Genomic DNA, 26,745 nt, shown 5'->3' with positions numbered 1-26,745 from the left:
ACGTGTTGCGGCGCTGAGCTACCCGGCGGTCGACGTGCAGGCCGTCAACCGGACCTGCGCGGGCCGGGGAATGGCGCTGCCGAGATCGGGGAACGGCGGCGCGCTTGGACCGAGAGTCTCGATGGCCCGGCGTTCGGCTTCGGCGCGGGTGGGGCCCCAAGCCCACCCGTGTCGGCCGTCGGCGCCGCGGACGACCGACCCGCACGCGTTCCAGAACTGCACGACCGTCCGGCAGTCGGTGACTCCGCATTGGGCGCGGGCCGCGGTGTCGGCGGCGGCGGCGTTCGCGTAGTCCACCGCCGAAGTGACCGCGCCGGTGCTGGTCGAGAGGGCGAGAGCGCCATAGTAGGTCGCCGCTCGCGCTTCACCCGCGGGAGCGGCGACCACGGCGCAGGTGGCGGCCGACACCGCCGCAAGCCCGAGGGCAGCCTTGTGCGGCACCGACATTGATGATCCTCCCCGTCTCCGAACGACTCAGCGCTCAGATCATCGTCCGGCTCGTGCCCGTTGTCGAAAGGGGCGACTTCCCACCCAGGGCAGGTGCGCGACCCCGACGCCCGGCGCGGTCCGCCTCTCTGGCGCGTCCGTCCCGGTCGGCGCGGGGAACGCCAGTCCGTTCGGCCGTTCGTGCCGACAACGACGGTACTGCCGTCGCGGGTAGGCCCCCGCAGATACGACGCGGCCGCCGGAGCGCGTCGTTCAGGCGCTACCCGGCGGCTGCTGCCGGTTCTGGCGATTACACCGTGAACCCGAGGGCGCGCAGCTGCTCGCGGCCGTCCTCGGTGATCTTGTCCGGACCCCACGGCGGCATCCAGACCCAGTTGATCTTCAGGTCTTCCACCAGCCCGCTGCGCACCAGCGCGTTACGGGACTGGTCCTCGATCACGTCGGTCAGCGGGCAGGCGGCCGAGGTCAGTGTCATGTCGAGGACCGCGATGTTCTCCTCCTCGACGCGCAACCCGTACACCAGGCCGAGATCGACGACATTGATGCCCAGCTCCGGGTCGACGACGTCGCGCATCGCCTCTTCGATGTCCTCGAGCAGCTTGATGTCCTCCGCGGACAGCTCGGGCAATTCGGCGGCCTGCTCGGTCGTATCGGTGGCCGGTGTGTCAGTCATGACGCTTCCCCGTTTCGCATCGGACGGTCAGTTCTCTTCCGCGGCACCGGCGGGCTGCTCGGGGCCGATCCTGAGGACGGCGTCCTTGAACGCCATCCACCCGAGCAGCGCGCACTTCACCCGCGCGGGGTACTTCGAGACACCCGCCAGGGCGATGCCGTCGCCGATCACGTCCTCGTCGCCCTCGATGGTGCCGCGGCTGGAGATCATCTCACTGTAGGAGTCGACCACCTTCAGCGCCTGCTGCACCGGCAGCCCGATGACCTGGTCGGTGAGGATCGACGTGGCGGCCTGGCTGATCGAGCAGCCCTGCCCGTCGTAGGAGACGTCGGCGATGTCACCGTTGTCGTCCAGCTGCACGCGCAGGGTCACCTCGTCACCGCAGGTCGGGTTCACGTGGTGGACCTCGGCCCCGAACGGCTCGCGCAGGCCCCGATGATGCGGGTGCTTGTAATGGTCCAGGATCACTTCCTGGTACATCTGCTCCATGCGCATGTCTTATGCAACTCCGAAGAAGCTCTGTGCCTTCCGCACCGCGGCGACCAGCGCGTCCACCTCGGCGACGGTGTTGTAGACCGCGAAGGAGGCACGCGCGGTGGCGGCGACGCCGAAACGCCGGTGCAGCGGCCACGCGCAGTGGTGACCCACCCGGATGGCGACGCCCTCGTCGTCCAGGATCTGCCCGACGTCATGGGCGTGGATACCGTCGACGACGAACGCCACGGCACCGCCGCGATCGACGTTGTCGGTGGGTCCGACGACGCGCACGCCGTCGATCCCGGCCAGTCCTTCCAGCGCCGCGCTCACCAGCGTGTGCTCGTGCGCCGCGACGGCGTCCATGCCGATCTCTTCGAGATACCGCACGGCCGCGCCCAATCCGACCACCTGCGAGGTCATCGGCACCCCGGCCTCGAAGCGCTGCGGCGGCGGCGCGTAGGTGCTGTGGTCCATGAAGACCGTCTCGATCATGGATCCGCCGGTGATGAACGGCGGCACGTCCTCCAGCAGCGCGCGGCGGCCGAAGAGCACGCCGACGCCGGAGGGGCCGAGCATCTTGTGACCGGAGAACGCGGCGAAATCCACACCGAGGGCACGGAAGTCGACCGGCATGTGCGGCACCGACTGGCAGGCGTCGAGCACGACCAGCGCGCCCACCGCCTTCGCCCGGCGGACCAGCTCCTCGACCGGTGCCACGGCCCCGGTGACATTGGACTGGTGGGTGAACGCGACCACCTTGGTGGCGGACGACAATTCCAGCGAGTCCAGATCGATGCGGCCGTCGTCGGTCACGCCGTACCACTTCAGCGTGGCGCCGGTGCGGCGCGCCAGCTCCTGCCAGGGCACCAGATTCGCGTGGTGTTCCAGCTCGGTGACGACGATCTCGTCACCCGGGCCCACGTGGTGCGGGAACCGGTCGTCGGCGAACGCATAGGTCACCAGGTTCAACGACTCGGTGGCGTTCTTGGTGAACACGATCTCGCCCGCGTCGACGCCGACGAACCGCGCGATGTCGGCCCGCGCGCCCTCGTAGGCGTCGGTCGCCTCCTCGGCCAGCTGGTGCGCGCCGCGGTGCACCGCCGAGTTGCTGGTGATCAGGAAGTCGCGCTCGGCTTCGAGCACCTCGATCGGCCGCTGCGCGGTCGCGCCGGAGTCCAGGTACACCAACGGTTTCCCGTCCCGGACCGTGCGGTTCAGGATCGGGAAGTCGGCCCGGATGCGGGCGACGTCGAGGGTGCGGACCGTAGCGGTCATATCAAGCTCCAGCGGTAGCAGTCTGGGTGAAACGAACGTAGCCGTTGGCGTCGAGTTCCTCGGCGAGCTCCGCGCCGCCCTCGGCGACGATGCGGCCGCCGACGAAGACGTGCACGAACTCCGGCTGGATGTAGCGCAGGATGCGGGTGTAGTGCGTGATCAGCAGGACACCGCCGTCCTCGCGCTCCTTGTAGCGGTTGACGCCCTCGGAGACGATGCGCAGCGCGTCGACGTCCAGGCCCGAGTCGGTCTCGTCCAGGATGGCGATCTTCGGCTTGAGCAGACCCAGCTGGAGAATTTCGTGGCGCTTCTTCTCGCCGCCGGAGAAGCCCTCGTTCACGCTGCGATCGGCGAAGGCGGCGTCGATCTCCAGTTCGCTCATCGACTCCTTCACCTCCTTCACCCAGTGCCGCAGCTTGGGGGCCTCGCCGCGCACGGCGGTGGCGGCGGTACGCAGGAAGTTCGACATCGAGACGCCGGGAACCTCGACCGGGTACTGCATGGCGAGGAACAGGCCCGCACGCGCGCGCTCGTCCACCGACATCGCCAGCACGTCCTCGCCGTCGAGGGTGATCGAGCCGGAGGTCACCGTGTACTTCGGGTGACCGGCGATCGCGTAGGACAGCGTCGACTTACCGGAGCCGTTCGGGCCCATGATGGCGTGCGTCTCACCGGACTTCACCGTGAGGTTCACGCCCTTGAGGATCTTGATGGGCTCGCCGGACTCGTCGGGATTGGCGACCTCGACGTGCAGGTCCTTGATTTCCAGGGTGGTCATCGAATTCCTTTGCCAGGTATGGGGTCGTTGATCAGGCGCCGATGGCGGCGAGTTCGGCCTCGATGGCCGCCTCCAGCCGCTCCCGGACCTCGGGCACCGCGATCTTCTGGATGATCTCGTGGAAGAAGCCGCGCACCACCAGCCGCCGGGCGGCGTCCTCCGGGATACCGCGGGCGCGCAGGTAGAACAGCTGCTCGTCGTCGAACCTGCCGGTCGCGGACGCGTGTCCGGCGCCGACGATCTCGCCGGTCTCGATCTCCAGGTTCGGTACCGAGTCCGCTCGCGCGCCGTCGGTGAGCACCAGGTTGCGGTTCACCTCGAAGGTGTCGGTGCCCTCGGCGGCGGCGCGGATGAGCACGTCACCGACCCACACGGTACGGGCGTCGCCCTTGGGCGAATGCGGATCGCCTTGCAGCGCACCCTTGTACAGCACGTTCGACTTGCAGTTCGGCACCGCGTGGTCGACCAGCAGGCGCTGCTCGAAATGCTGGCCCGCGTCGGCGAAGTACAGGCCGAGCAGCTCGGCGTCGCCACCGGGGCCGTCGTAGCGGACGTTGCCGGTCAGGCGCACCAGGTCGCCACCGAGGGTGACCGAGGTGTGCCGCAGGGTGGCGTCGCGGCCCAGCTTCGCGTGGTGCGCGGTGGCGTGCACCGCGTCGTCGGCCCAGTCCTGCACCGCGACGACGGTCAACCTGGCCGAATCGCCGAGCACGAATTCCACGTTCTCCGCGTAGGTTCCGCTGCCGCGCTGGTCGATGACCACGGTCGCCTTGGCGAACCGGTCCAGCCGGATCTGCAGGTGGCCGTAGGCGGTCTTGCCCTCGCCGGGACCGGTGATCGTGACGGTCACCGGTTCGGCGACCTCGACCTCCTTGCCGATCGACACGACGGTGGCCTGCTCGAATCCCGAGTACGCTTGCGCGGCAACGCGGTCGGACGGCACGCCGCCCGCACCGAGCCGGGAGTCGGCGCGGTCGACCGTCTCCACCGTCACGCCCTCGGCCGCGGCCACCTCGACGGTCGCGCGGCCGTCGCGGACCGCGGTGCCGTCGTGCAGTCCGCGCAGGCGGCGCAGCGGCGTGAACCGCCACGCCTCGTCCTTGCCGGAGGGCACCTCGAAGGCGTTGACATCGAACGAGGTGAAGACCTCGCCCTTGTTGATCGCGGGAGTACGAGCCTCGGCGGCTTCGGCGATGTTCTCCACGGCCATCAGCCGACGGCTCCTTCCATCTGCAGTTCGATCAGGCGGTTCAGCTCGAGCGCGTACTCCATGGGCAGTTCCTTGGCGATCGGCTCGACGAAGCCGCGCACCACCATCGCCATCGCCTCGTCCTCGGTGAGACCGCGGCTCATCAGGTAGAACAGCTGATCCTCGGAGACCTTCGAGACGGTCGCCTCGTGCCCCATGGTCACGTCGTCCTCGCGGATGTCGACGTAGGGGTAGGTGTCCGAGCGGCTGATCGTGTCGACCAGCAGCGCGTCGCACTTCACCGTGGACTTGGAGCCGTGCGCGCCCTTGTTCACCTGGACCAGGCCGCGATAGGAGGCCCGGCCGCCGCCACGCGCCACCGACTTCGACACGATGGTCGAGGAGGTGTGCGGCGCGAGGTGCAGCATCTTCGCACCGGTGTCCTGGTGCTGGCCCTCACCGGCGAACGCCACCGAGAGCACCTCGCCCTTGGCGTACTCGCCGGTCATCCAGACCGCCGGGTACTTCATGGTGACCTTGGAGCCGATGTTGCCGTCGATCCACTCCATGGTCGCGCCCGCCTCGGCCTTGGCCCGCTTGGTGACCAGGTTGTAGACGTTGTTCGACCAGTTCTGGATGGTGGTGTAGCGGCAGCGCCCGCCCTTCTTCACGATGATTTCCACCACCGCGGAGTGCAGCGAGTCGGACTTGTAGATCGGCGCGGTGCAGCCCTCGACGTAGTGCACGTACGCGCCCTCGTCGACGATGATCAGGGTCCGCTCGAACTGGCCCATGTTCTCGGTGTTGATCCGGAAGTAGGCCTGCAGCGGGATGTCGACGTGCACGCCCGGCGGCACGTAGATGAACGACCCGCCCGACCACACCGCGGTGTTCAGCGCGGAGAACTTGTTGTCACCCGCCGGGATCACCGAACCGAAGTACTGCTGGAAGATCTCCGGGTGCTCTTTGAGACCGGTGTCGGTGTCCAGGAAGATCACGCCCTGGGCTTCCAGGTCCTCGCGGATCTGGTGGTACACGACCTCGGACTCGTACTGCGCGGCGACACCGGCGACCAGCCGCTGCTTCTCCGCCTCGGGGATGCCCAGCTTGTCGTAGGTGTTCTTGATGTCCTCCGGCAGCTCGTCCCAGGACGCGGCCTGCTTCTCGGTGGAGCGGACGAAGTACTTGATGTTGTCGAAGTCGATGCCATCGAGGTTGGAACCCCACAGCGGCATCGGCTTGCGATCGAAGATGCGCAGGGCCTTCAGCCGCTGTTCGAGCATCCATTCCGGCTCGTTCTTCTTCGCCGAGATGTCGCGGACAACCGCCTCGGACAGACCTCGTTGCGCACTGGCGCCGGCCACATCCGAATCGGCCCAGCCGTAACCGTATTTACCCAGTGAGGCGATGGCCTCTTCCTGGGTGAGCGGTTGCACCTGGTCGGTGGTCGTCGTCATTCGGCACTCCTTCCGGAGTCGTTCGTTCGTACCGCTGCGGGCTGTGCAGCGGTTGGTGCTGAAGTTGCGGTCCGGTCGGCGGGCAGCACGAGCAGCGGCACGTGCGTGGTGCACGCGCAGTCGCCGTTGGCGATCGTGGCCAGCCGCTGCACGTGCGTGCCGAGCAGCTCCCGGAACGCCTCGAGCTCCGCCGCGCACAGCTGCGGGAACTCCTCGGCGACATGCGCCACGGGGCAGTGGTGCTGGCAGATCTGTACGCCCGCGCCCACCTTGCGGGTGGTGGCGGCGAACCCCGCGTCGGTGAACGCCTCGGCGATCTCCTCGGCCTTGGCCTCGGTCTGTTCCGTGGTGTGCTCGCCGACCGGTTCGATCCCGGCCACGATAGTGCGTGCGCGTTTGCGGGCGAACTCGGTGATGGCCTGTTCGCCGCCGATCTCCCCGAGCTGCCGGATCGCGGCCCCCGCCAGATCGTCGTAGGCGTGGCCGAGCTTGCCTCGTCCGGCGGCGGTGAGCTGGTACTGCTTGGCCGGGCGGCCCCGGCCTTTCTGCTGCCAGGGCGCCGATCGGCCGGCTCGCGCTTGACCGGAGTCGATCAGGGCGTCCAAATGCCTGCGCACGCCCGCCGGCGCCAGGCCGAGCCTGTTGCCGATGGCGGTGGCGGTGATCGGTCCTTCCTCCAGCAACAGCTGGACGATGGCCGCTCGGGTGTGCCCCTCACCGCCGACCGCCGCGGGCACGGCAGACGACGCGGCGCCGGCCCGGCGACCAGCTCCTTCGTCGTTCCTCCGCAAACCCACGGTTTTCACAACATCAGTGTGGCGGAATTCGTTCCCGAAATCTAATAAGGGTGCCCTGAGTCAAGGGCCCGATCGACCTGCGGGGATTCCGGTGCGGCGGGCAGGCGCGCGTGACGGTCCGGACAAGCGTCCACCAGCCGGGAGCGCTGGATCCGCGCACGTCGCCCTGGCTGACCTGCGCAGAGCAAACGATGATCGGGACCACGCGGCGTGCGCGCGCGGACCGCTGCGGCTCCGCCGCCGCATCCGGAGCGTGGTCGGCCCGGGGCGGCGACGACCCGCAGTGCCGTTCGTCACAGGAGCTCAGCGCACCGCGACCAATTTCATCGGCGTATCCAGCAGCGCGTCCACCGCCTCGTCCCAAGCCGCCGTCGCGGTGGTGACCAGCGACGGATCGAAGCGACCGGCGGCGACGAGATCGAGCACCTCGGGAATGACCGGGCGGACGTGCGCGCGCCCCGTGTGAAACGTGCAGCAGCGTGTGTACATCTCCAAGATCGGCAGGGCGACGTCCTGCGATTGGACGCTGACGCTCGTACACCGGCCGTCGTAGGCCGTGGCACCGATCGCCGCGCGCAGCGCCTTCGCCCCGCCCGCCGCCTCCACCACGATCGGGAAACGCCCCACCCGCGCGTCGCGCGGGCCTTCGATCGCCTCCGCACCGAAGGATCGCGCGATGCCCAGCCGCTCGACGGAGTCGTCGAGATAGACCACACGGGCGGAGCCCAGTGCCACCGCGAGCCCTGCGGCGTAGAGACCGATGGACGGCGCCGCCGGACCGCCGATCACCAGCACTTCGGCAGCGGGATCGTCGGCCAGTTGCGGTCCGACTGCGCGGTAGGCGTCCGGGATGTTGTCGCTCGCGCTGGCCACCGCGGCGGGGTCGACGCCGGAGGGCAGCCGCACCAGCATGGCGTCGGCGTGCGGCACCAGCGCCAGGTCCGCCCACAGCCCACCCCACTCCAGCCCGCCCATGGGACCGAGGCCGAAAGTGGACAGCCGGGGATGGCTCGCGCAGTTCCCGGTCCGCCCACGCGCGCAGGCCCGGCAAGCGCCGCAGGAAATCTGGAACGGCACCACGACCAGGTCCCCCACGGCTACGCCGCTGACCTCTGGTCCGACCTCGACCACTTCGGCCACGCCCTCGTGCCCGAACGGGTACGGCCCGGGCAGCGGGAATGCGCCGCGCAGCACAGCCGGGTCGATGTCACAGGTGGCCAGCGCGACCGGCCGCACCAGCGCCTGGCCGGTCCCGCTCAGCACTGGTTCCGGGTGTTCCTCCCAGCGCATCGCGCCGGGACCGGTCAGCATCAGACGCTTCATCGTCCGAGTGTTGCTAGAACGTTCTTTCTAGTCAAGGCTTTCTGGGGGACTGCTTTCTGGGGGACTTTCCAGGTGCGCCTACTGCACCCGGCTCGGTGTCGGTCGCGGCTCCGTCCACCGAGGCGGCGGGGGTCCCGATCCCCGCCGCCGCGAACGTCGACCGGATGAGCCGCTCCATCGACTTCGCCACCGTGCGCAGCGGAGCGTCCGACTGCCGGATGCGGGCGAGGATCGTCGCGCCCTCGTAAGCGGCGACCACCGTAACGGCCAGCGCCGCCGCCTCCTCCCCGCCGAGCCCCAATTCGGCGAGCAGCCCGGCGAACGCCTGCTCCATCGTGTCGAAAGCGCGCACACACGCCGAGCGCACCGTTTCCACGTCACTGCCGCCGTCCAGCGCGGGCGTCCCGATCGGGCACCCGTCGGTCCATTCCGAGTCCGCGAGCTTGCCCACCATGAATTCGAACAGCGTGGCCAAGGTGGCGAACACGTCGGTCGGCACCTGCCGGATCATCCGGCCGGTGAGCACGCCGGTCCCGGTGATCGCGGCGACCGCGATCTCCTCCTTCCCGCCCGGAAAGTGGTGGTAGATCGAGCCGTACGGCAATTCGGCCGCCTCGCTCAACGCCTTCAGACCGAACCCGTGATACCCGTGCCGCGCCAGCAGCCCGGAGGCGGCCACCTCGATTCGCCGCCTGGACTCCGAAACCATGCGTCGATTGTGCCGCCTGCGCGGGGCCGGTCCGGTCGGAACGAGCGGGGTCCGTTCTCGAAGCGGGATCGCCACCGCGAGCCGGGCCCCGCCACGGCGAACGCAATTGCGCGCGCGGCGGTCGCCGCGGCTCGTCCCGCCGCGCCGCCGGGACCAGCCGGACTCGGCCTCAGTGGTTCACGGCCGCCTTCAGTACCGAGCGGGCCGGTACGGCTGGACGCTGGAGCAGACTCTCGAGATGGCCTGCCGTCGTGGCGAATTCCCCGCGGCGGGCAGCCCGGAACATGCCCACGAGCATGGCGGCCCGGTCCTCGGGGACGCCTTGTGCGACCAACGAGTCAGCCCATTCGGCGTCCTCGACGACGATGCGGCGGATCGTTCGCCCGGTCTTTTCGGTGAGCAGGGCGGCGATGTCGTCGAGGTCGAGGGCGTCCGGCGCGGTCAGGGGCGGGGTCGGCCCGTCGAACCGGCCCTCGTCGGCGAGGATGATCGCCGCCGCTTCGGCGAGGTCGGCATGGGTGGTCCAGGAGACCGGCCCATCGGCCGGGGCGCGAAGTTCACCGGTGTCCAGCGCCGGACCCAGCAGGAGCGGGATGGTGGCGGCGTAGAACCCGTTGCGCAGCGCGGTGAACGGCGTGCCCGTCGTTGCCAGATACCGCTCGGTCGCGGCGTGGTCGGGCATGGGCGCGAACACCGAGTCGGCGGCGGCGGCCTGGTGGCTGGTGTACAAGATGCGCCCGGCGCCTGCCGCGCGCGCGGCGTCGATCGCCGCGACGTGCGCGGCGACGGCCGCCTCCCCGGCGACGTTGGCCGAGACGATCAGCACTTGGGTCGCGCCTTCGAACGCCTCGGCCAACGATCGCGGATCGGTGAAGTCGCCGCGCCGCACCCGCACTCCGCGGGCGGCCAGCCCACCGGCCCGGCCGGTGTCGCGGACGCTGACGCCCACCCGATCGGCCGGTACCCGTTCCAGCAGCCGCTCGACGATCTGGGAACCGAGTAGCCCGGTACCGCCGGTGACAATGATCATCACATCGCCTTATCAATGATATTTCCAATGTTAGCAACGCCGATATTAGCACCGGTAGAATGGGCGCGTGACAGAGTCGAAGTCGAGCAGCGCGAGTAGGCACGAGACCCAGGAGCGCATCGTCGAGGTGGCGGCGCTGCTGTTACGCGAACAGGGCCCGCAGGCTGTCACCACGCGTGCGGTCGCGAGCGCCGCGGGCATGCAAGCCCCCACCATCTACCGGTTCTTCGCGGACAAGGACGCCTTGCTCGATGCCGTCGCCGAACACGTCTTCGCGACCTACGTGGCCGGCAAGACGCTCGTGGACCAGGAGGAAGATCCGGTCGCCGAGCTCCGCACCGGCTGGGACATGCACATCGACTTCGCCTTGACCAACCCCGCCGTGTTCGCGATGCTCACCGACCCCCAGCGCGGAACCGCCTCACCGGCAGCCGCCGCCGGGTTGCAAGTGCTGCGCGCGCGAGTGCGCCGCGTGGCGGCGGCCGGACGGCTCCGGGTCGGCGAACGCCGCGCCGTCGAACTCGTCCACGCCGCCGGGACCGGCGCCGCGCTGGCCCTGTTGTCCGTCCCGCCACAACACCGTGACCGGGGGCTCGCCGAGGCGATGTACGAGGCGGTGACCCACGCGATCCTCACCGAAGGTCCCGCTCTTTCCGCGCCGCACACCACCACGGCCGCATTACGCGCCGCCGCACTCGATCTGCCGATGCTCACCGACGCCGAGCGCGCCCTGCTCTCGGAATGGCTGCAACGCCCCGGCGAGGCCCCCACCGGCACCGCCGACCCGCACCATCCCGGCTGACATCGACACGACAGACCGGGATGCGCGCACCTACTAGGCTGCGTGGCGTGGCGGTACTGGAGGGCGCGCGGCGCAGGACACTGGCGTTCGGGCGCCGGGCACTCGGACTAGACGTGCCCGCGGCCGATCACACGATCGCGGTGCTGCACCGCGACGAGTCCGAGGTGCCCGGTCTCGATCGCAAGGAGCTGGCACAGCTCGACCGGATCCGCCTGATGGGCGCGACCGGAACGGTGCTGATGGCGATCAGCGCGCTGGGCATCGGCGCGCAGCCGGTGCACCAGAACCCCACGTCCGGCGTCCGCGTGCTCGGCATCTTCGCCCGCGCCCACACCGGTTCGCTGGCCATGTGCATGACCGGCACCGTCGTCGTCGTGCTGGCCTGGCTGCTGCTGGGCCGGTTCGCGGTCGGCGGCATCGGCGGCTCCCCCATCCACCGGCTGACCCGCTCGCAGCTGGACCGCACGCTGTTGCTGTGGCTCATCCCGCTCAGCGTCGCTCCCCCGCTGTTCAGCAACGATGTCTACTCGTACCTGGCGCAGAGCGAGATCGCCGCGCGCGGCATCGACCCCTACCAGGAAGGGCCGGTCGCCGGACTGGGGATCGACAACGTCCTCACCAACAACGTCCCGACCATCTGGCGCGACACCCCCGCGCCCTATGGCCCGCTGTTCCTCTGGATCGGCCGGGGCATCGCCGAGATCACCGGGGACAACATCATCGCGGGCGTCTGGGTGCACCGGATCCTCGCGCTCGGCGGTGTCGCGTTGATCGTCTGGGCGCTGCCCCGGCTCTCGGCGCGCTGCGGGGTCGCGGCGGTGAGCGCGCTGTGGCTCGGCGCGGCCAACCCGCTGGTGCTGTTCCATCTGGTCGGGGGGGTGCACAACGACGCGCTCATGCTGGGGCTGATGCTGGCCGGCCTGGAATTCTGCCTGCGCGCCATCGAGGACACCCACCCGTTCGACGGCCGGGCCTACGCGTGGCTGATCAGCGGGGCGATCATCATCACGCTCTCGTCGACGATCAAGTTCACCTCGATCATCGTGCTCGGGTTCGTCGGGATGGCGCTGGCGCGGCGGTGGGGCGCTTCGCTGCGCTCGGTCGCCGTCGCGGCCGCGATGCTCGGCGCGATCGCCATCGGCACGACGCTGTTCATCAGTTCGGTGAGCGGGCTCGGATTCGGCTGGATCTACACCCTGAACACCGCGAACGCGGTGCGCAGCTGGATGTCGCTGCCGACCGCGCTGGGCATCATCACCGGATTCGGCGGTGTGCTGCTGGGACTGGGCGATCACACCACCGCACTGCTGAGCATCACCCGTCCGATCGCGGCGGTGGTCGCGGGCTTCTTCACCGTCCGGATGCTGGTCGCCACCGGGACCGGGCGGCTGCATCCGGTCGGCGCGCTGGGCGTTGCGCTCGGCGCGATCGTGCTGCTGTTCCCGGTGGTGCAGCCCTGGTATCTGCTGTGGGCGATCGTGCCGATGGCGGCCTGGGCGACCCGCCCGGTGTTCCGTGTTCCGGCGGTGGGGTTCTCGGCGATCGTGAGTGTCATCCTGATGCCACGCGGCGCCGATCTGGAGGTGTTCCAGATCGTGGGCGCCGCGATCGCCACCGTGATCGTCGGGGTCCTGTTCATCGTGATCACGCGCAATTCGCTGCCCTGGCGCGGGCAGACGGGGGTGTCGGCTCCGTCACAGGCGCCCACCTCCTACGGTGTGACATCGTGACCGAGCGTGGCGAGGGAGCCATCTACACAGCGACACCGGGTGCGCCGAAATCGAGCGCCGGCGAGGCGACGTCGTGACCACCGCTTCCGGGCCGGCTGTCAGCGTGGACGGCGTCGTCAAGCGATACGGCGAGACCACGGCCGTGGACGGCCTGACGTTCGAGGTGGAACCGGCGCGGGTCCTCGCGCTGCTCGGCCCCAACGGCGCGGGCAAGACCACGACGGTCGAGATGTGTGAGGGATTCGCGACGCCGGACGCGGGCACGGTGCGCGTACTGGGCCTCGACCCGGTCGCCGACTCCGAACGGCTGCGTCCCCGCATCGGCGTCATGCTCCAGGGCGGCGGCGCGTATCCCGGTGCGCGAGCGGGCGAGATGCTCGATCTGGTGGCCGCCTACTCCGCGGATCCGCTCGACCCCGACTGGCTGCTGCGCACCCTCGGTCTGCAGGACAACCGCCGCACCCCCTACCGCCGTCTGTCCGGCGGCCAGCAGCAGCGCCTCGCGCTGGCCTGCGCGCTGGTGGGCAAGCCGGAGATCGTCTTCCTCGACGAACCGACCGCGGGCCTGGACGCCCAGGCCCGGCTGATCGTCTGGGAGCTGATCGACGCCCTGCGCCGCGACGGGGTGACCGTCGTGCTGACCACGCACATGATGGACGAGGCCGAGCAGCTCGCCGACCAGCTGGTGATCATCGATCACGGCCGCATCGTCGCCTCCGGCACCCCGGCCGAGGTCACCGCGCACGGGGCCGCGGGGCAGCTGCGGTTCTGCGCGCCGCCCAAACTGAACTTGGAACTGCTGGCCAACGCCCTGCCCGAAGGGTTCGCACCCCGGGAGACCACTCCCGGCACCTATCTGGTGGAGGGCGAGATCAATCCGCAAGTGCTCGCGACCGTCACCGCGTGGTGCGCGCGAATGAACGTGCTGGCCACCGACATCCGGATCGATCAGCGCCGCCTCGAAGACGTCTTCCTCGAACTGACCGGACGGGACCTGCGCGGATGAGCGAGCACGACCGGACCGCCAACCGCTTCGCGGCGGGCACCTTCACGCCCGGCCCGCGCCCGAGCACCCGCGCCGCGATGCTGCTCGCGCAGACCAGGCTCGAGCTGATCCTGTTGCTGCGCAACGGCGAACAACTGCTGCTGACCATGTTCATCCCGATCACCCTGCTGGTCGGCCTGAGTCTGCTGCCGTTCGGCGATCTCGGCACGCACCGGGTGGACAAGATCGTGCCCGCGGTGATGATGGTGGCCGTCATGTCCACCGCGTTCACCGGCCAGGCCATCGCGGTCGGCTTCGACCGGCGCTACGGCGCGCTCAAACGGCTCGGTGCCACGGCGCTGCCGCGCTGGGGCGTCATCGCGGGCAGGAGCGCGGCCGTGCTCATCGTGGTGGTGCTGCAGGCCGTCCTGCTCGGTCTCATCGGCTTCACGCTGGGCTGGCGGCCCGAACCCCTCGGGCTGCTGCTGGGCGCCGCGGTGATCGCGCTGGGCACCGCCACGTTCGCGGCGATGGGCCTGCTGCTCGGCGGCACACTGAAAGCCGAGGTGGTGCTGGCGCTGGCGAACATCCTGTGGTTCGTCATGCTCGGCGTGGCCAGCATCGTGTTCGCCGCCGACGACCTGCCCACGGCGGTCAGCGTGCTCGCCCGCCTGGTGCCCTCGGGGGCGCTGGCGGAAGCGCTGGAGAACGCGCTGCACACCGGCGTCGACTGGTTCGGGATCGCCGTTCTCGCGGTGTGGGGCGTGGTGTCGGGCGTCGCGGCCACTCGTCTGTTCCGCTTCCACTGAGCCTCAACGACGAAATGTAGTAGACCGGGTGCAGCCGCCGGATCCGGCCCGGCTACCATTTCCGACGTGCTGTATCGCGCGTTCTTGCGACTCGTCGACAAGCTTCCACTGCCCTCGCTGCGGGCGCAGCGCCTGATCGCGCTCGCGGTCATCCTGTCCCAGGCCGGGATCTCGGTGACCGGGGCGGTCGTGCGCGTCACGGCGTCCGGGCTCGGCTGCCCCACCTGGCCGCAGTGCTTCCCCGGCAGCTTCACCCCGGTGGCGGTGTCGGAGGTCCCGGCCCTTCATCAGGCGGTCGAGTTCTCCAACCGGCTGCTCACCTTCGTGGTCACGCTGTGCGCCGCGGCGATCGTGCTGGCGGTGACCAAGGCGCGCCGTCGCCGCGAGGTGCTGGTGTACGCGTGGCTGATGCCCGGCGGCACCGTCGTGCAGGCGGTCATCGGCGGTATCACGGTGCGTACCGGACTGCTGTGGTGGACCGTGTCGACGCACCTGCTCGCGTCGATGGTGATGGTGTGGCTAGCGGTGGTGCTGTACGCGAAGATCGGCGAACCCGACGACGGCGTCGACACCGTCCAGGCCCCCGCGCCGCTGCGCTGGCTCACCGTGCTCGCCGGGATCGCGCTCGGCGCGGTCCTGGTCGCGGGCACCTTGGTGACCGCCGCCGGTCCGCATGCGGGCGACAAGAGCATCGACCGTCCGGTCGAGCGCCTGCAGGTCGAGATCGTCACCCTGGTGCATCTGCACTCGCAGTTGCTGGTCGGCTACCTCGCACTGCTGATCGGCTTGGCGTTCGGCCTGTTCGCGGTCGGTATCACGCCCGCCGTGCGCACCCGCCTGTTCGCGCTGCTCGGGCTGGTCTGCGCGCAGGCGCTGGTCGGCGTCGTGCAGTACTTCACCGACGTCCCCGCGGCACTGGTCGTCGTGCACGTGGGCGGTGCCGCGGCGTGCACCGCCGCGACCGCCGCGCTGTGGGCTTCGCTGCGCACCCGGGAACGGGTGGCCGCGCCGAAGCCGGACCCTGCCGCGCAGGCCGCCTGAGCGAGTTCGCGCGACGTACGCCCTTGCGAAGTTCCCGGCGGCGATTCCGCGACGCCGGGCGGTGAGCCGCGCTCGACGGTAGCGTGGTCGATCGTGTCCACGCCCGACTCGCAATCCGATGCGCCGCAGCCTTTTCCCGATATCGAGCCGTATGCCCACGGATTGCTCGACGTCGGCGACGGTCAGCGGATCTACTGGGAGACCAGCGGTAACCCTTACGGCAAACCGGCGTTGGTCGTGCACGGAGGGCCCGGCGGAGGAGGAGGACGCGGAGCGCGCAAGACATTCGACCCGGCGGTCTACCTGATCGTCCTGTTCGACCAGCGCGGGTGCGGCGAGAGTCTGCCGCACGCCTCCGACCCTGCGGTCGACCTCACGCACAACACCACCCGGCACCTCATCGCGGACATGGAACAGCTGCGCGAACACCTCGGGATCGACCGGTGGCTGCTGTTCGGTGGTTCCTGGGGCTCGACGCTGATCCTCGCCTACGCGCAGCGCTACCCGTTGCGGGTCAGCGAGATCGTGCTGGCAGGGGTGACGATGACCCGGCAGGAGGAGATCGACTGGCTCTACCGCGACGTCGCCCGCCTGCTGCCCGAGCAGTGGGAGACCTTCCGCACCGGCGTCCCGCTCGCCGACCGCCACGGGAATCTCGTCGACGCGTACCGCAGGCTGATGGAAAGCCCCGACGCGCCGACCCGAGAGGCGGCGGCGCGGCGGTGGTGCGCGTGGGAGGACGCCGTGATCGCGCACGAAAACCTCGGCAGCCCAGGACAGTACAGCGCGGAGCCGGACGCCGCGCGGATGGCCTTCGTCCGGATCTGCGCGCATTACTTCGCCAACGCCGCCTGGCTGGAGGACGGGCAGCTGCTGCGCGACGTGCACCGGCTGACGGGCATTCCCGGCGTGCTGATCCACGGCAGACTCGACCTGAGCGCCCCGCTGTACACGGCCTGGCAGCTGGCCCAGGCATGGCCCGACGCGGAGTTGCAGGTCATCGACGATGCCGGGCATACCGGAAGCTCGGCCATGGGCGCCGCCGTCCGACGGGCGGTGGCCCGCTTCGCTCGATAACCCGATCCGGCTCGGGCCGTGCAGCCTGCCTGGTGAAGGTCTTTGGTCCCGACCATCGAGGGCCACCGCCCCCGGTGCGGACGGGCGGCGGCTGCGAATGTGGGAGTCGACCTTGCCGCAGCCGCAATCGGAGCCGAAATGAGCGCATCAGCAGACCGTCAGTCGATCATCGTCGGTATCGACGGCAGCCCGACCGCTGTGGGAGCAGCGCGCTGGGCCGGAGCCATCGCGAATCGACAGCACGCCCCGTTGACGCTGCTCGGCGTGGTTCCCGCGCTCGACTACCCCATGACCTCCTCGGCCTTGGCCGAGGTGAACCTATTGCCCGAACTCCGAGCGGCGGCGAAGCAAAAAGTCCAGGAAGCGTTCGAGGCCGTACACGCCGAGCAGCCGGACGTGGAGATCCGGCGGGTCGTGGAGGACGGTTCGCCCGCGCGTGAGTTGATCCGGCACAGCGCGAACGCGCGCATGGTCGTCGTCGCGGCGAAGGCCCAAGACCGGCTCTCCACACTGCTGCTGGGGTCTACGGCGCTCACGGTCGCCAACAAGGCGACATGTCCGGTGACCGTCTGGCGGGGCAGGCTCGACCAGCCGCTGCCGGACGAACGGCCCGTGCTCGTCGGCGTCGACGGAAGCCCTGCCGGTTCCGCCGCGGTGGGCGAGGCGTTCGAACTCGCGTCGACGCTGGGCGTCGCAGTGACCGCCTTGCACGCGTGGAACGATCCCGACCTGCTGCAATGGACGCCGGTGCCCGACGCGTGGGACACGCTCGCCCAGCAAGAGGAGGAACTGCTGTCCGAGCGCATGGCCGGATGGAGCGAGAAATACCCGGACGTCACGGTCACCAAAGTCGTCGTGAAGGCCACGCCCGCGCAGGCGCTGCTCGAACACGGCGAGAAGGCGCAGCTGGTGGTGACCGGCAGTCGCGGACACAACCGCCTCACCGGGCTTCTCACCGGGTCGACGAGCCAGAGTCTGCTGCACCACGCGTCCAGCCCGCTGGTCATCTGCCGTGAGCGGTAGGACATCGGACGCCGGCGCCCGCCTCCGGCCGATCGCGTCGCCGCGCGGACACCAGTACACGGACCTTGCGTCCCTCGGCCCAATCGCGGAGATCCTGGGCTTGGCGATGGTGGTCGCCGCCCTCGCCACACTGACCAGGATTCCCGGGTGGACGTCGGATTACGGCGTCCTGGTGATCGCCGCCGTCGTCCTCTATCCGGCCGTCGCGACCGGAGTGGTGCGCTGGGGAGGCGAGCACCGGCGCGATCTACCCGCCACAGCTGAGTCGCGCGTCAGCGCGTGGTTTCCACCGGTCTCCTGACCACCCGCTGGAGTGCCCGCAGGTCCGCGTCGAGCGTGCGGTACAGCCAGTACACGGCGACGAACGCCAGCCCGCCGACGGCGCACAATCCCAGGACCGAATCGCGCACCAGCGGAAGTTCCTCGGGTTCGAGCAGGCTGAATCCGGCGAGCACCCCGACCAGCGGCACGGACGCGGTGACCGCTAGGTAGATCGTGGTTCTCCGGCGCAGCGTGCGGATGACGCCGGAATCGTGCGTCGTCGTGCGGCTGTAGCGGAAGTAGAGCGGATAGACGCAGCGGACGATGTAGAACGTCGACAGGAAGAACGTGTAGGCGACGGAGATGACGGCCGCCATCAATACGGTCGTCGCCGCGTGGACCACCAGTCGCGCAGGCAGGTCGGTGAGCCAGAGGCACAGGAACACACCGGTCACCGTCGCCGTAAGCCCGGTCTGAAAGGTGTTCAGCGCACACATATCGCCCCAGAACAGTGTTCGCGACCGCACGCGCGCCAGCAGTGCCTCGTCGTAGTGTCTGCCCGCACGCAAGCCGCGCGGAACCGCGAGCAGATCACGTGACATGTACGCGTAGATGACGATGGACAGCGGGCCTGCGATGAGGACGAAAACGTACACGCCCATGTTGAGCTGCGCGTTGGTGGTGTCGGTCAGGCGCTCTCTGATCAGTTCCTGAACATGCACGGCCATATAGATGGTCGCCAAACCGACGCCGACCAGCGAGGACAACCACAGGATGGGGGTGGGCCTGCGCGAAAGACGTGCGCGCCAGCTGCGCGGAGGTGGATAGACGAGATCGCGGGCACGCTGCTCCAGACACAGGTCGAGTTGCTGGGCCAGCTCCGAACCGGACGAGTAGCGGTCCGCCCGGTCGGGCGACAGGCACTTCAGCAGGACCCGGCGCAGCGCCATGGGGCAGTCCGGTGGGAGTTCCGACAGGAACGCCGGATGGATGGGTCTGCGCCGCAGTTCGATCATGCGGGCCAGCGACGTCTGCGAATCGCCCGCCGACGTCTCGTCCGCGAAGGGACGGCGCCCGGTGAGCAATTCCCACAGCATGACGGCCAGCGCGAAGATATCGCTTCGGGTATCCAATTCCGCGGCGGTCCCCGGCAGGTCGGGATGGCAGGCTTCGAGCTGCTCGGGCGACATGTACGCCAGCGATCCGCCGAAGTACGCCAGTGGGCTGGTACCCCGGACGCGGTTGCTGAAGCTGACGTTGAAGTCGGCCAGTTTCGGAATTCCCTCGGCGCTGAGCAACACGTTCGCGGGTTTGATGTCGCGGTGCAGCACCCCTCGATCGGACGCGTGCTGCAGCGCGTCCGCGAGCCTGCGCCCCAGCCAGACCACGGTCTCCGGCCAGGTCAGTCCCGCGATGCGGAGCCGAACGGCTGATTCCGTCGGTCGCACCTCGCCTTTGTCGGCGAGTACCGCGTCGATGGCGTCGAGCATCAGTTGCCCGCCGCGCCGTTCCTGCGGCGTCGCGCGCGACAGACGCAACACGTCGAGCAGTGTTCCTCCGGGCAGGTACTGCATGTAGAGCAGCTTCAGCTCGCCGTCGGCGATGAGCCGCTGATCGAAGATGCGCACGATGTATTCGTGGTCCAGCTGGGCCAGCGTCTGCGGCTCGTTGCCGTGATTGTGCGAGATCTTGACCGCGACCAGTCGCTGCATCGACTGTTGCCGCGCGAGATACACCTGGGCGAAGGCGCCGACGCCGATCCGCATCAGGAGGTCGAAATCGTCGACTCGATCGCCGACGTCGATGGCGTCGAGCGCGACTTGGGCGCTGGGGCGAGCGATCATCGTGCTGCGGTAGTCGCTGGTGATCCGGTCGGGGGCGGAACCGGCAGCCGTGGCGGTGGCCGTCCCGGCCATATCGGTGCCGTCGCGGCCGCGATCGCTGCGGCGCATGGCGTGGAATTCCTCGTAGACCAGATCGGCCGGAAACGGACCGTTGCGCAGCTCGGGGAATTCCGCGCGGTAGTCGATCAGCCGCTTGGGGAAGTCGAAGCGAAGCCAGCGGAATTCCAGATCGACCTTGATCAATTCGATCAGCGTCGTCCGCCGCTCGGCCTGCTCCCGGGGCAGGAACGCGGCCAGGTCGGGCGGGAACCCGGACGCCCAAGCCTCCGAGAATTGCGCCACGACGGCGGCGAGCGCGGCGCGGGTTCGTTCAGCGGAATCGGCAAGGTCGATCGGTTCACGCATCGGTAGCTCGAAATCAGCCCGGTCTGGTCATACGGTGGCCGAGCACGACGCGCCCTTGCCTCGCAGGTGTTCCACCATCAGCTCCTCGACGTTGAATTACCCTGCTCAAGGGTATCTCCCCCACAGCGAGCAGCGCTGCATCTGCACGAGAAGCAGCGGACGCGTTACTTTGCGGACAGTTCGCCACTATGCCCTCTTCAGGTGTCCGGCTCGGCGCCCCTTTGCGTCGGCGAACTCCGGTCGTCCAGCACCGGCGGGAACCGCCCGGCAGCGCGGGCGGGGCCCCGGTGCCGGGCCCGCGACGACCTGGCCAGGGCTGTCGCGGGCCCGTCTCGGCGCTCGGCGGCCGTCGGCCCGGCCGAGCCGCACTCACGGGTCGAGGAACAACAGCTCGTTCGGCAGGCGGGGCAGCCCGGTCGGATCGTCCGGCAGCACGGTGACCGCGTCCTCGTAGTGACGGGCGCGCCACTCCTGCACGAACCACGCGGCTGCGGTCGCGCAGGCAGCGAAATCCAAACGCACGTCGTGGAATTGGACCGAGAGATGGACATCCCGCTCGTCCGGTCGCGGTGACCGGTGCTCCGGCCCGGTCACCCTCGGCGTCCCGCGCGAAGACGAATCGCCGCGACCACGACCGCGCCCGACGGCCGGAACGTGTCGCGTGGCGGTTCCACCCACACGCGGAAGCACGGCGGCCGGTCGGCGGGCGACGGCAGCGCGATCTGCGCACCGTAGCGGGCCACCGACACGTTCAGGCGGAACAGTTCGGCGAACAAGCCGACCTCGTCGGGCAGGTCCGGCCGCACCAGATAGGTCCAGCGTCCCGAGCGCGGATGCGAGATGATCGGCCCGAGCGCGCGGCGCCGGACCTGCATCAGCGCCTTCACCTCCTGCCCGAGCCGAGCGGGCATGGTGATCGCGCCCACCCGTCCGGCGGGTACGACGATGCGCCCGAGTTCCGGTTGCACGGCCGCCGCGAGCCCGCACTGCCGGTAGAAGCGGCACCGACTGGCCGGGGTGTCGGCCGCCGGATGGCATGGTTCGCTCACCGCGCGCTCTTCCCCGCCGCCGCACCGGGATGATCAACGCGATGCGAGGCCACCGTGCGCGAATCGCGTCCGCGCAGCAGCCGCGACGCCATTTCGCCGGGTCGAGCGGGGCACCGCACGGCAATCGCGCGAAAATGGCAGCGGCGCGGCCGATTTGCTAGCGATAGCGGCGTGCCGGGTTCGGTCACCATCGGCGGGCGATGCGCGCCGAGTTCATTTGGGTCAGCAGCCGCCCGGCCCGACATTTCGTCACCGCGCCGCATCCCGGACACGTCCGGACACGCGAAATCAACTGCCTTTCGCCACATCACGTTTTCCCCTTCCCCTGCTCCTCACGTTGTGAGCACTCGCGGGGAGGGACGACCGGCTTATCGCGCACACGATCGCGCCCCGCCCAAGGGCGAGTGCTCGCAATAGCTTGGCGGGCCGCCGGAGCGGCGCTGTCCCGGTGCGGGACACCCGGCGACGCGTCTAGCATGAGGTTTCGATCAGCATCCGGCGAGGGAGAGCCGATGAGCGAGGATCCGGGGCGAGACGAGGGCCGGTACATCGGCCGGCAGGTGCGTGCCATCCGTGCGCGCCGAGGCATCTCGCAGCAGGTGTTGGCCGACCGAATCGGGGTCAGCCGGGGCGCTGTCGCCAAATACGAGAACGGTGAGCGACCCATCGATTCCCGGCGCACCCTGCACGCCCTCGCCCAGGCGCTCGGCGTCGCGGTCGGAGACCTGACCGGCGATCAGGAAGACCGGTTCGACCCGTCCTCGGCCGGATTTCATGCCGCAGTGCCCGACATCGAAACCGCGCTCTGGACGCGTGGAAACACTACGGTGGTCGGCCCGCCGAGAAGCCTGGCCGAACTCACCGCCGCGACGAAGTATGCGGCCGAACTGAGGCGGGCATGCGATTACGCGAGGCTCGGGCCGTTGCTCGCGCCTCTGCTCACGGACTGTTATCGCCATACCCGGGACGCGACCGGCATCGACCGGGATCGCTCCTGGGACGCGCTGGCGGCGGCCGCCTATCTCACCGCACAGTCGGCGTCGCGTCGCGGGTATCCAGCACTGGCATGGACAGCGGCGCAGGAAATCGAACGCGCCACCGAGAACATCGGCGGTACAGCGGGTCCCGCGACAGCTGCCTACACCCGAAGCCAGACGCTCCTCGCCCGCCCTGGAACTCTGCCCGCCGCACTCCAGGACGCCGAGATCACCGCCGAGCGGCTGGCACCGGAGGTGCGCTCGGTCGAGGAAATCGAAACGTACGGCATGCTGCACCTGCAAGCCGCACTGGTCACCGCAGCACTCGGCAGCGACCCGGCCGACCACTTGAACGAAGCCGACGAGCAGGTCGCTCGACTCGAGCACGCCGACGCGGCCAACGCCCTGCTGCGCAACCCCACCTTCGATGCGACGAACGTAATCCTCTGGCGCATGTCCGCAGCAATCGAACAACGCGAACCAGGCCAAGTCCTCCAACTCGCCCCCACCCTCAACCCCCACACCATCCCCGCCGAAGGCCGCCGAGCCCAATACTTCGTCGAAATCGGCCGCGCCCACGCGCTGCGCCGCGACTACCGCAACTGCCTGCACGCCCTCCTGCACGCCGAACACATCGCCCCCCAGCAGGTCCGCGGCATGACCCACGTCCGCGAACTCGTCACCCACATGATGCGCACGGCCCACCGCAATCTCACCACCGGCGACCTCGGCCGCCTCGCCAAACGCATCGGCGCCGTCCCCGGCTGAACCCGTCGGCAACCACTTGGGCAACATCGGCCCTGGGGCGACGACGTCGTTGGCGGCCGGCCGTTTTCGATGGAACAGCGCATTCGACCGTGTAAGACGGCAGATCGGCGGCGATGGAGAGCGGAACCGTATGGCGCTGGAAGCCGGGCAACGGCACCGGTGTGATCAAGCTCGAGCGACCTGGGTGGCGTGGCAGCATGGACCCGTGGACGCCAACGGAAATCCGGTCCTGTACGCCCTCGTGACCGGCTCACCCGCCTCGCGCGATGTCGGCAAGTTGATCGCCCTGGCTCAGGCGGACGGCTGGGAGGTGTGCGTGATCGCCTCGCCCTCGGGTCTCGGGTTCATCGACGTCGACGCGATCAGGACACGGTCGGGTTATCCCGTGCGCAGCGAGTACAAGGAACCGGGCACACCGGATGTGCTGCCGCCCGCCGACGGCATCATCGCCGCACCGCTCACCGGCAATTCCATCGCGAAATGGGCTGCGGGGATCTCGGATACGCTGCTGCTCGGCCTACTGGTCGAAGGGCTCGGCAAGGGGCTGCCGATCGTGGGGGTGCCGTACTCGAACCGGGCGCAGATCAGCTTTCCGGCGATCCAGGAGGGGATTCGCAAACTGTCGGAGTGGGGCGTCACCATCGTGATCGGCGAAGGTGAGCCGCACGAGCGGGGCACCGGTGAAGCGCGCCTCCCCCTGTTCCCTTGGCAGGCAGCGTGGAAGGCGCTCCTCGAACACCCGCGCCGGGACGGCGCCGAGCGTTCCGCGCCGAATTGACCGTCGGGTCGGCCGCCTACCGCTCGCCTTCACCCCTGGGGTCCTCGCCGAGCGTCGCGCATTGCCGAATACCGCTGGCCCGTAGCGGTCTCGTCGCCCGAACGTCACAGGTGCCGCAGTCAGCGCGCATCGCGCACAACCGGAAGTCGACAGCCCAGCCCGACCGTTGGCACTGTGCGCCGAACACGGAGTCAGCGAACGAATTCAGCCGACGGGAGCGTTCGGCCCGATCCACTGGTCGAACAACCGGTCCACCGCGCCCGTCGCGAGCTGGGAGGTCAAGTAGGCGTCCAGCAAGGCCGCCAGAACGGGATCGTTCTTCCGCACCAGCAGAACTTTCCCGAACGAGTCGAACGGCTCTTCGGGATGCAGCACTTGCAGGTCCGGGTGCTGACGCACGCGGTAGCGGCCCTCCACCGAGTCGGTGACGAACACGTCGGCGCGGCCCTGCTCGATCTCGCCGAAGATCGTCAGATTGTCCGGCCACAAGGTGAGCTGCGCGTCGGGGAAGTTCTTGCGCGCGAATTCCTCGTTCGTGCCACCGCGATTGGCGATCACACGAACATCGGGGCGGTTGATCTCCGCGACGGTCGCATACGCCGCACCGTTCGCGCGATGGGTGATCGGCGCCTTGCCGTCGGTGCCGTAGGTGATCGAGAAGTCGGCGAAAGCGCGACGCGACGGCAGATCGGAGATGCCCCCGACCGCGACGTCGCAGTTCCGCTCCGCGAAGTCCGTCTTCAGCGTCGCCCAGGTCACGGGGACGAACTCGATCGGACGGCCGAGCAGCGCGGCGAAACCCCGCGCGAGATCCACATCGACGCCGCGGTAGCCGCCCCCGTCCTCGGTGACCGAGTACGGCGGATAGTCACCCGGCGTGCAGGCGCGCAGCGCAGCGGAGTTCTCCGGCTGCGCGGCCGCAGGAATCGCCGCCGCCACGAGAGCAGTCCATCCGGCCACCAGCACCGCGCCGATCCGGCCGGGCAACGTCATCCGGCTACGCACCGATCACTTCTCGTTGCGCGCCTTGGGAAAACGAGCCTGCTTGGCGACCCAGCCCGCCATCTTGGCCCAGTGACCCTTACGCGGAGTGACGATCGAGGTGAGCTCACGATTCCATTCGTCGGCCTCGGAGAGTCCGTCGATCGTGGCGACCAGCGCCTTGGCGGTCTCCAGGTCCGCGACGACTCGGTCGCCGAGAACACCGTCGGCGCCGACCAGGGTGACGCGCACACCGGCGCGGCCGATCGGCTGCAACACGGCAGTGGCGGATCGTCCGTGGTCGGCGACGAAGCCCTTGACGGATTCCACGAGGGCGCCCGACAGCTTCTCCGGCGCCGTGGCGGTTTCAGCACTCATGGCATGCAGTTTACCGACCGGTAGGCACCGCGCCCGCCGCTCGGGTGTAGAACTGGAACTCATGCGCGCCATTCAGGTTTCCGAACACGGTGGTCCCGAGGTCCTGAAGTACGTCGAGGTGCCCGATCCGCAGGTCGGGCCGGACCAGCTGCTGGTCGACACGCAGGCGATCGGCATCAACTTCATCGACACCTACATCCGCACCGGGCGCTACCCCCAGGACGTGCCCTACGTCCCGGGAGCGGAAGGCACCGGCGTCGTCGCCGAGGTCGGCTCCGACGTCACCGAGTTCGCCGTCGGCGACCGGGTCGCCTGGGCCGCCGCACCCGGCAGCTACGCGCCGAAGGTCGCGGTGCCCGCCGCCGTCGCCATCCCGGTGCCGGACGGCGTCGAGCCGCCGGTGGCCGCGTCGGCACTGTTGCAGGGCATGACCGCGCACTACCTCATCGAGTCCGTCTACAAACCCGAACGCGGGGAATCGGTGCTGGTGCACGCGGGCGCGGGCGGCGTCGGGCTGATCCTGACCCAGCTGCTCAACGCACGCGGCATCCGGGTGATCACGACGGTCTCCTCCGACGAGAAGGAGACGCTGTCCCGCGCGGCCGGAGCCGCGGAGGTGCTGCGGTACGGCGACGATCTCGCCGACCGGGTGCGCGCCCTCACCGACGGCGTCGGCGTGGCCGCGGCCTACGACGGCGTCGGCGCGGCGACCTTCGAGTCGAGCCTCGCCGCGTTGCGCGTGCGCGGCACGCTCGCCCTGTTCGGCGGCGCGAGCGGTCCGGTACCGCCGTTCGACCTGCAACGACTCAGCGCGGCGGGATCGCTGTTCGTCACCCGCCCGACCCTCGCGCATTACACCAGGGACCGTGCCGAACTCACTTGGCGCGCGGGCGACATCCTCGACGCCATCGCCAAGGGCACGCTGAACATCCGGATCGGCGCGACCTACCCGCTCGCCGACGCCGAACGGGCCCATCGCGACCTGGAGGGCCGCAAGACCACCGGTTCCATCGTCCTGCTCCCGTGAACCGCCTACGGTGGGCGATCCGGCGGGTCGCCCACCACAGACGTCAGTAGTCGCGGCCGGTGAGACCGCGATAGATGAAGCGGGTCAGGCCTTCCACTGCCTGCTCGTCGGTCAGTTCGACGTTTCCTTCCTCCACCGCCGCCAGCAAGCTCTGGGTGAGCATGAACATCATCGCCAGGCTGGCGTCGTCCGTGCTCGGCAGTCGCAATCCCTTGTCGGCGAAGCCCGCCACGTGGTCGGCGATGTCGGCGCGCTGCCGGCTGCCGAAGCGCGCCACCATCTGCGCGAAATCTTCGTTGACCAGCGCCGCCTGGTTCACCGCGCGCAGCACGGGCGCGTGTTCGCGCGCGAAGGTCCAGTACCCGGCGACGTGATAGCGCACCGCCTCCGGGTCGCTGAAATCAGGGTTGTGACCCGGTCCCTCCGCGCGCTCGTCACCCGCCGCCGCAAGATCGTTCAGCAATGCCTGCAGCAGTTCTTCCTTGCTCGCGAAGTGGTTGTAGAACGACCCCGCCGCCCGGCCCGCGGTCGCGGTGATGTCGGTGATCTTGGTGTTCAGGTAGCCACGTTCGGCGAACAAGCGCAGGGCCGCGGCCTTCAACGCCTGCTCGGTTTCGGCGGACTTCTCCTTGCGACTCAGCGACACCCACCTCAC

General features: G+C 69.4%; 28 protein-coding genes. 11 read left to right on the top strand and 17 right to left on the bottom strand.

Features of this window, described 5'->3' with window-relative positions; genetic code table 11:
• Window positions 1-18: 18 nt before the first annotated feature.
• The 11 genes from NNI01S_RS04670 to NNI01S_RS04620 form a co-directional block, all read right to left on the bottom strand.
• Window positions 19-447, bottom strand: a complete 429-nt coding sequence (locus NNI01S_RS04670; protein ID WP_063017829.1) for a DUF4189 domain-containing protein — start codon at window positions 445-447, stop codon at window positions 19-21.
• Window positions 448-736: 289 nt separating this feature from the next.
• Window positions 737-1,075, bottom strand: coding sequence for a metal-sulfur cluster assembly factor (locus NNI01S_RS04665; protein ID WP_084488584.1), 339 nt, complete (start codon window positions 1,073-1,075; stop codon window positions 737-739).
• Window positions 1,076-1,147: 72 nt separating this feature from the next.
• Window positions 1,148-1,615: a Fe-S cluster assembly sulfur transfer protein SufU gene (sufU, locus tag NNI01S_RS04660; RefSeq protein WP_063017825.1), complete on the bottom strand. Its 468-nt coding sequence runs from the start codon at window positions 1,613-1,615 to the stop codon at window positions 1,148-1,150.
• A gap of 3 nt (window positions 1,616-1,618) precedes the next feature.
• Window positions 1,619-2,872, bottom strand: a complete 1,254-nt coding sequence (locus NNI01S_RS04655; protein ID WP_063017823.1) for a cysteine desulfurase — start codon at window positions 2,870-2,872, stop codon at window positions 1,619-1,621.
• A gap of 1 nt (window position 2,873) precedes the next feature.
• Window positions 2,874-3,650 carry a Fe-S cluster assembly ATPase SufC gene (gene sufC, locus NNI01S_RS04650; RefSeq protein WP_063017821.1) on the bottom strand — a complete coding sequence of 259 codons (777 nt, stop codon included), beginning with the start codon at window positions 3,648-3,650 and terminating at the stop codon, window positions 2,874-2,876.
• Between the two features lie 31 nt (window positions 3,651-3,681).
• The gene (gene sufD, locus NNI01S_RS04645; RefSeq protein WP_063017819.1) at window positions 3,682-4,860 is read right to left on the bottom strand and encodes a Fe-S cluster assembly protein SufD; all 1,179 of its coding nucleotides are present in this window, start codon (window positions 4,858-4,860) and stop codon (window positions 3,682-3,684) included.
• Entirely contained in the window at window positions 4,860-6,296 is a 1,437-nt protein-coding gene (gene sufB, locus NNI01S_RS04640; RefSeq protein WP_043727016.1) for a Fe-S cluster assembly protein SufB, read from the bottom strand. Before sufB ends, sufD begins: the two co-directional genes overlap by 1 nt.
• Entirely contained in the window at window positions 6,293-7,102 is an 810-nt protein-coding gene (locus NNI01S_RS04635) for a helix-turn-helix transcriptional regulator (protein ID WP_245675971.1), read from the bottom strand. Before NNI01S_RS04635 ends, sufB begins: the two co-directional genes overlap by 4 nt.
• 294 nt (window positions 7,103-7,396) lie before the next feature.
• Window positions 7,397-8,416 carry a zinc-dependent alcohol dehydrogenase gene (locus tag NNI01S_RS04630; RefSeq protein ID WP_063017817.1) on the bottom strand — a complete coding sequence of 340 codons (1,020 nt, stop codon included), beginning with the start codon at window positions 8,414-8,416 and terminating at the stop codon, window positions 7,397-7,399.
• A 31-nt stretch (window positions 8,417-8,447) separates the two neighbouring features.
• Window positions 8,448-9,125: a TetR/AcrR family transcriptional regulator gene (locus tag NNI01S_RS04625; protein ID WP_063017815.1), complete on the bottom strand. Its 678-nt coding sequence runs from the start codon at window positions 9,123-9,125 to the stop codon at window positions 8,448-8,450.
• A gap of 169 nt (window positions 9,126-9,294) precedes the next feature.
• Window positions 9,295-10,155, bottom strand: a complete 861-nt coding sequence (locus tag NNI01S_RS04620) for an NmrA family NAD(P)-binding protein (protein WP_063017813.1) — start codon at window positions 10,153-10,155, stop codon at window positions 9,295-9,297.
• A gap of 67 nt (window positions 10,156-10,222) precedes the next feature.
• Between NNI01S_RS04620 and NNI01S_RS04615 the strand changes: the two genes are divergently transcribed.
• The 8 genes from NNI01S_RS04615 (at window position 10,223) to NNI01S_RS04580 (ending at window position 17,923) form a co-directional block, all read left to right on the top strand.
• A complete protein-coding gene (locus NNI01S_RS04615; RefSeq protein WP_063017811.1) occupies window positions 10,223-10,957 on the top strand; it encodes a TetR/AcrR family transcriptional regulator in 735 nt (244 codons plus the stop codon).
• Between the two features lie 20 nt (window positions 10,958-10,977).
• Window positions 10,978-12,687 carry a polyprenol phosphomannose-dependent alpha 1,6 mannosyltransferase MptB gene (gene mptB, locus NNI01S_RS04610; protein ID WP_435824999.1) on the top strand — a complete coding sequence of 570 codons (1,710 nt, stop codon included), beginning with the start codon at window positions 10,978-10,980 and terminating at the stop codon, window positions 12,685-12,687.
• A gap of 73 nt (window positions 12,688-12,760) precedes the next feature.
• Window positions 12,761-13,693, top strand: a complete 933-nt coding sequence (locus tag NNI01S_RS04605; protein ID WP_063017807.1) for an ABC transporter ATP-binding protein — start codon at window positions 12,761-12,763, stop codon at window positions 13,691-13,693.
• Window positions 13,690-14,481 carry an ABC transporter permease gene (locus NNI01S_RS04600; RefSeq protein WP_063017805.1) on the top strand — a complete coding sequence of 264 codons (792 nt, stop codon included), beginning with the start codon at window positions 13,690-13,692 and terminating at the stop codon, window positions 14,479-14,481. Before NNI01S_RS04605 ends, NNI01S_RS04600 begins: the two co-directional genes overlap by 4 nt.
• 66 nt (window positions 14,482-14,547) lie before the next feature.
• Window positions 14,548-15,522, top strand: coding sequence for a COX15/CtaA family protein (locus NNI01S_RS04595; protein WP_063017803.1), 975 nt, complete (start codon window positions 14,548-14,550; stop codon window positions 15,520-15,522).
• 93 nt (window positions 15,523-15,615) lie between these two features.
• The gene (pip, locus tag NNI01S_RS04590) at window positions 15,616-16,599 is read left to right on the top strand and encodes a prolyl aminopeptidase (protein WP_063017801.1); all 984 of its coding nucleotides are present in this window, start codon (window positions 15,616-15,618) and stop codon (window positions 16,597-16,599) included.
• A gap of 138 nt (window positions 16,600-16,737) precedes the next feature.
• Complete coding sequence (locus NNI01S_RS04585; RefSeq protein WP_063017799.1) at window positions 16,738-17,622, top strand: universal stress protein; 885 nt, start codon at window positions 16,738-16,740, stop codon at window positions 17,620-17,622.
• Window positions 17,623-17,722: 100 nt separating this feature from the next.
• Window positions 17,723-17,923, top strand: a complete 201-nt coding sequence (locus NNI01S_RS04580; RefSeq protein WP_157114595.1) for a hypothetical protein — start codon at window positions 17,723-17,725, stop codon at window positions 17,921-17,923.
• Here NNI01S_RS04580 and NNI01S_RS04575 read toward each other — a convergent pair.
• The 3 genes from NNI01S_RS04575 to NNI01S_RS04565 form a co-directional block, all read right to left on the bottom strand.
• Window positions 17,895-20,132, bottom strand: a complete 2,238-nt coding sequence (locus NNI01S_RS04575; protein ID WP_063017796.1) for a serine/threonine-protein kinase — start codon at window positions 20,130-20,132, stop codon at window positions 17,895-17,897. The genes NNI01S_RS04580 and NNI01S_RS04575 overlap by 29 nt on opposite strands.
• A 369-nt stretch (window positions 20,133-20,501) precedes the next feature.
• Window positions 20,502-20,654, bottom strand: a complete 153-nt coding sequence (locus NNI01S_RS04570) for a hypothetical protein (protein WP_157114594.1) — start codon at window positions 20,652-20,654, stop codon at window positions 20,502-20,504.
• Window positions 20,655-20,722: 68 nt separating this feature from the next.
• On the bottom strand, window positions 20,723-21,181 hold the full coding sequence (locus tag NNI01S_RS04565) for a hypothetical protein (RefSeq protein ID WP_063017792.1): 459 nt from the start codon (window positions 21,179-21,181) through the stop codon (window positions 20,723-20,725).
• Window positions 21,182-21,693: 512 nt separating this feature from the next.
• On the opposite strand from NNI01S_RS04565, the gene NNI01S_RS04560 reads away from it, so the two are divergent.
• The gene (locus NNI01S_RS04560) at window positions 21,694-22,926 is read left to right on the top strand and encodes a helix-turn-helix domain-containing protein (RefSeq protein WP_063017790.1); all 1,233 of its coding nucleotides are present in this window, start codon (window positions 21,694-21,696) and stop codon (window positions 22,924-22,926) included.
• Window positions 22,927-23,131: 205 nt separating this feature from the next.
• Window positions 23,132-23,704 (top strand): flavoprotein, encoded by a 573-nt coding sequence (locus NNI01S_RS04555; RefSeq protein ID WP_245675970.1) that lies wholly within the window; start codon window positions 23,132-23,134, stop codon window positions 23,702-23,704.
• 204 nt (window positions 23,705-23,908) lie between these two features.
• Here the strand turns inward: NNI01S_RS04555 and NNI01S_RS04550 are convergent, their stop codons facing one another.
• Together NNI01S_RS04550 and NNI01S_RS04545 are read right to left on the bottom strand one after the other, a co-directional pair.
• A complete protein-coding gene (locus NNI01S_RS04550) occupies window positions 23,909-24,709 on the bottom strand; it encodes a transporter substrate-binding domain-containing protein (protein ID WP_157114593.1) in 801 nt (266 codons plus the stop codon).
• Window positions 24,710-24,712: 3 nt separating this feature from the next.
• On the bottom strand, window positions 24,713-25,063 hold the full coding sequence (locus tag NNI01S_RS04545) for a hypothetical protein (RefSeq protein ID WP_063017786.1): 351 nt from the start codon (window positions 25,061-25,063) through the stop codon (window positions 24,713-24,715).
• A gap of 61 nt (window positions 25,064-25,124) precedes the next feature.
• Here NNI01S_RS04545 and NNI01S_RS04540 point away from each other — a divergent pair, with 61 nt between their 5' ends.
• Complete coding sequence (locus tag NNI01S_RS04540) at window positions 25,125-26,090, top strand: quinone oxidoreductase family protein (protein WP_063017784.1); 966 nt, start codon at window positions 25,125-25,127, stop codon at window positions 26,088-26,090.
• 43 nt (window positions 26,091-26,133) lie between these two features.
• Here NNI01S_RS04540 and NNI01S_RS04535 read toward each other — a convergent pair whose 3' ends face one another.
• Entirely contained in the window at window positions 26,134-26,736 is a 603-nt protein-coding gene (locus NNI01S_RS04535; RefSeq protein WP_218019158.1) for a TetR/AcrR family transcriptional regulator, read from the bottom strand.
• Window positions 26,737-26,745: the final 9 nt, after the last annotated feature.

This window comes from Nocardia niwae NBRC 108934 = DSM 45340 (assembly GCF_001613465.1).
In the GTDB taxonomy this organism is placed as follows: Bacteria; Actinomycetota; Actinomycetes; order Mycobacteriales; family Mycobacteriaceae; genus Nocardia; species Nocardia niwae.
The sequence above is the reverse complement of the archived record's forward strand: the minus strand, read 5'-3'. Positions and strand labels throughout refer to the sequence as shown.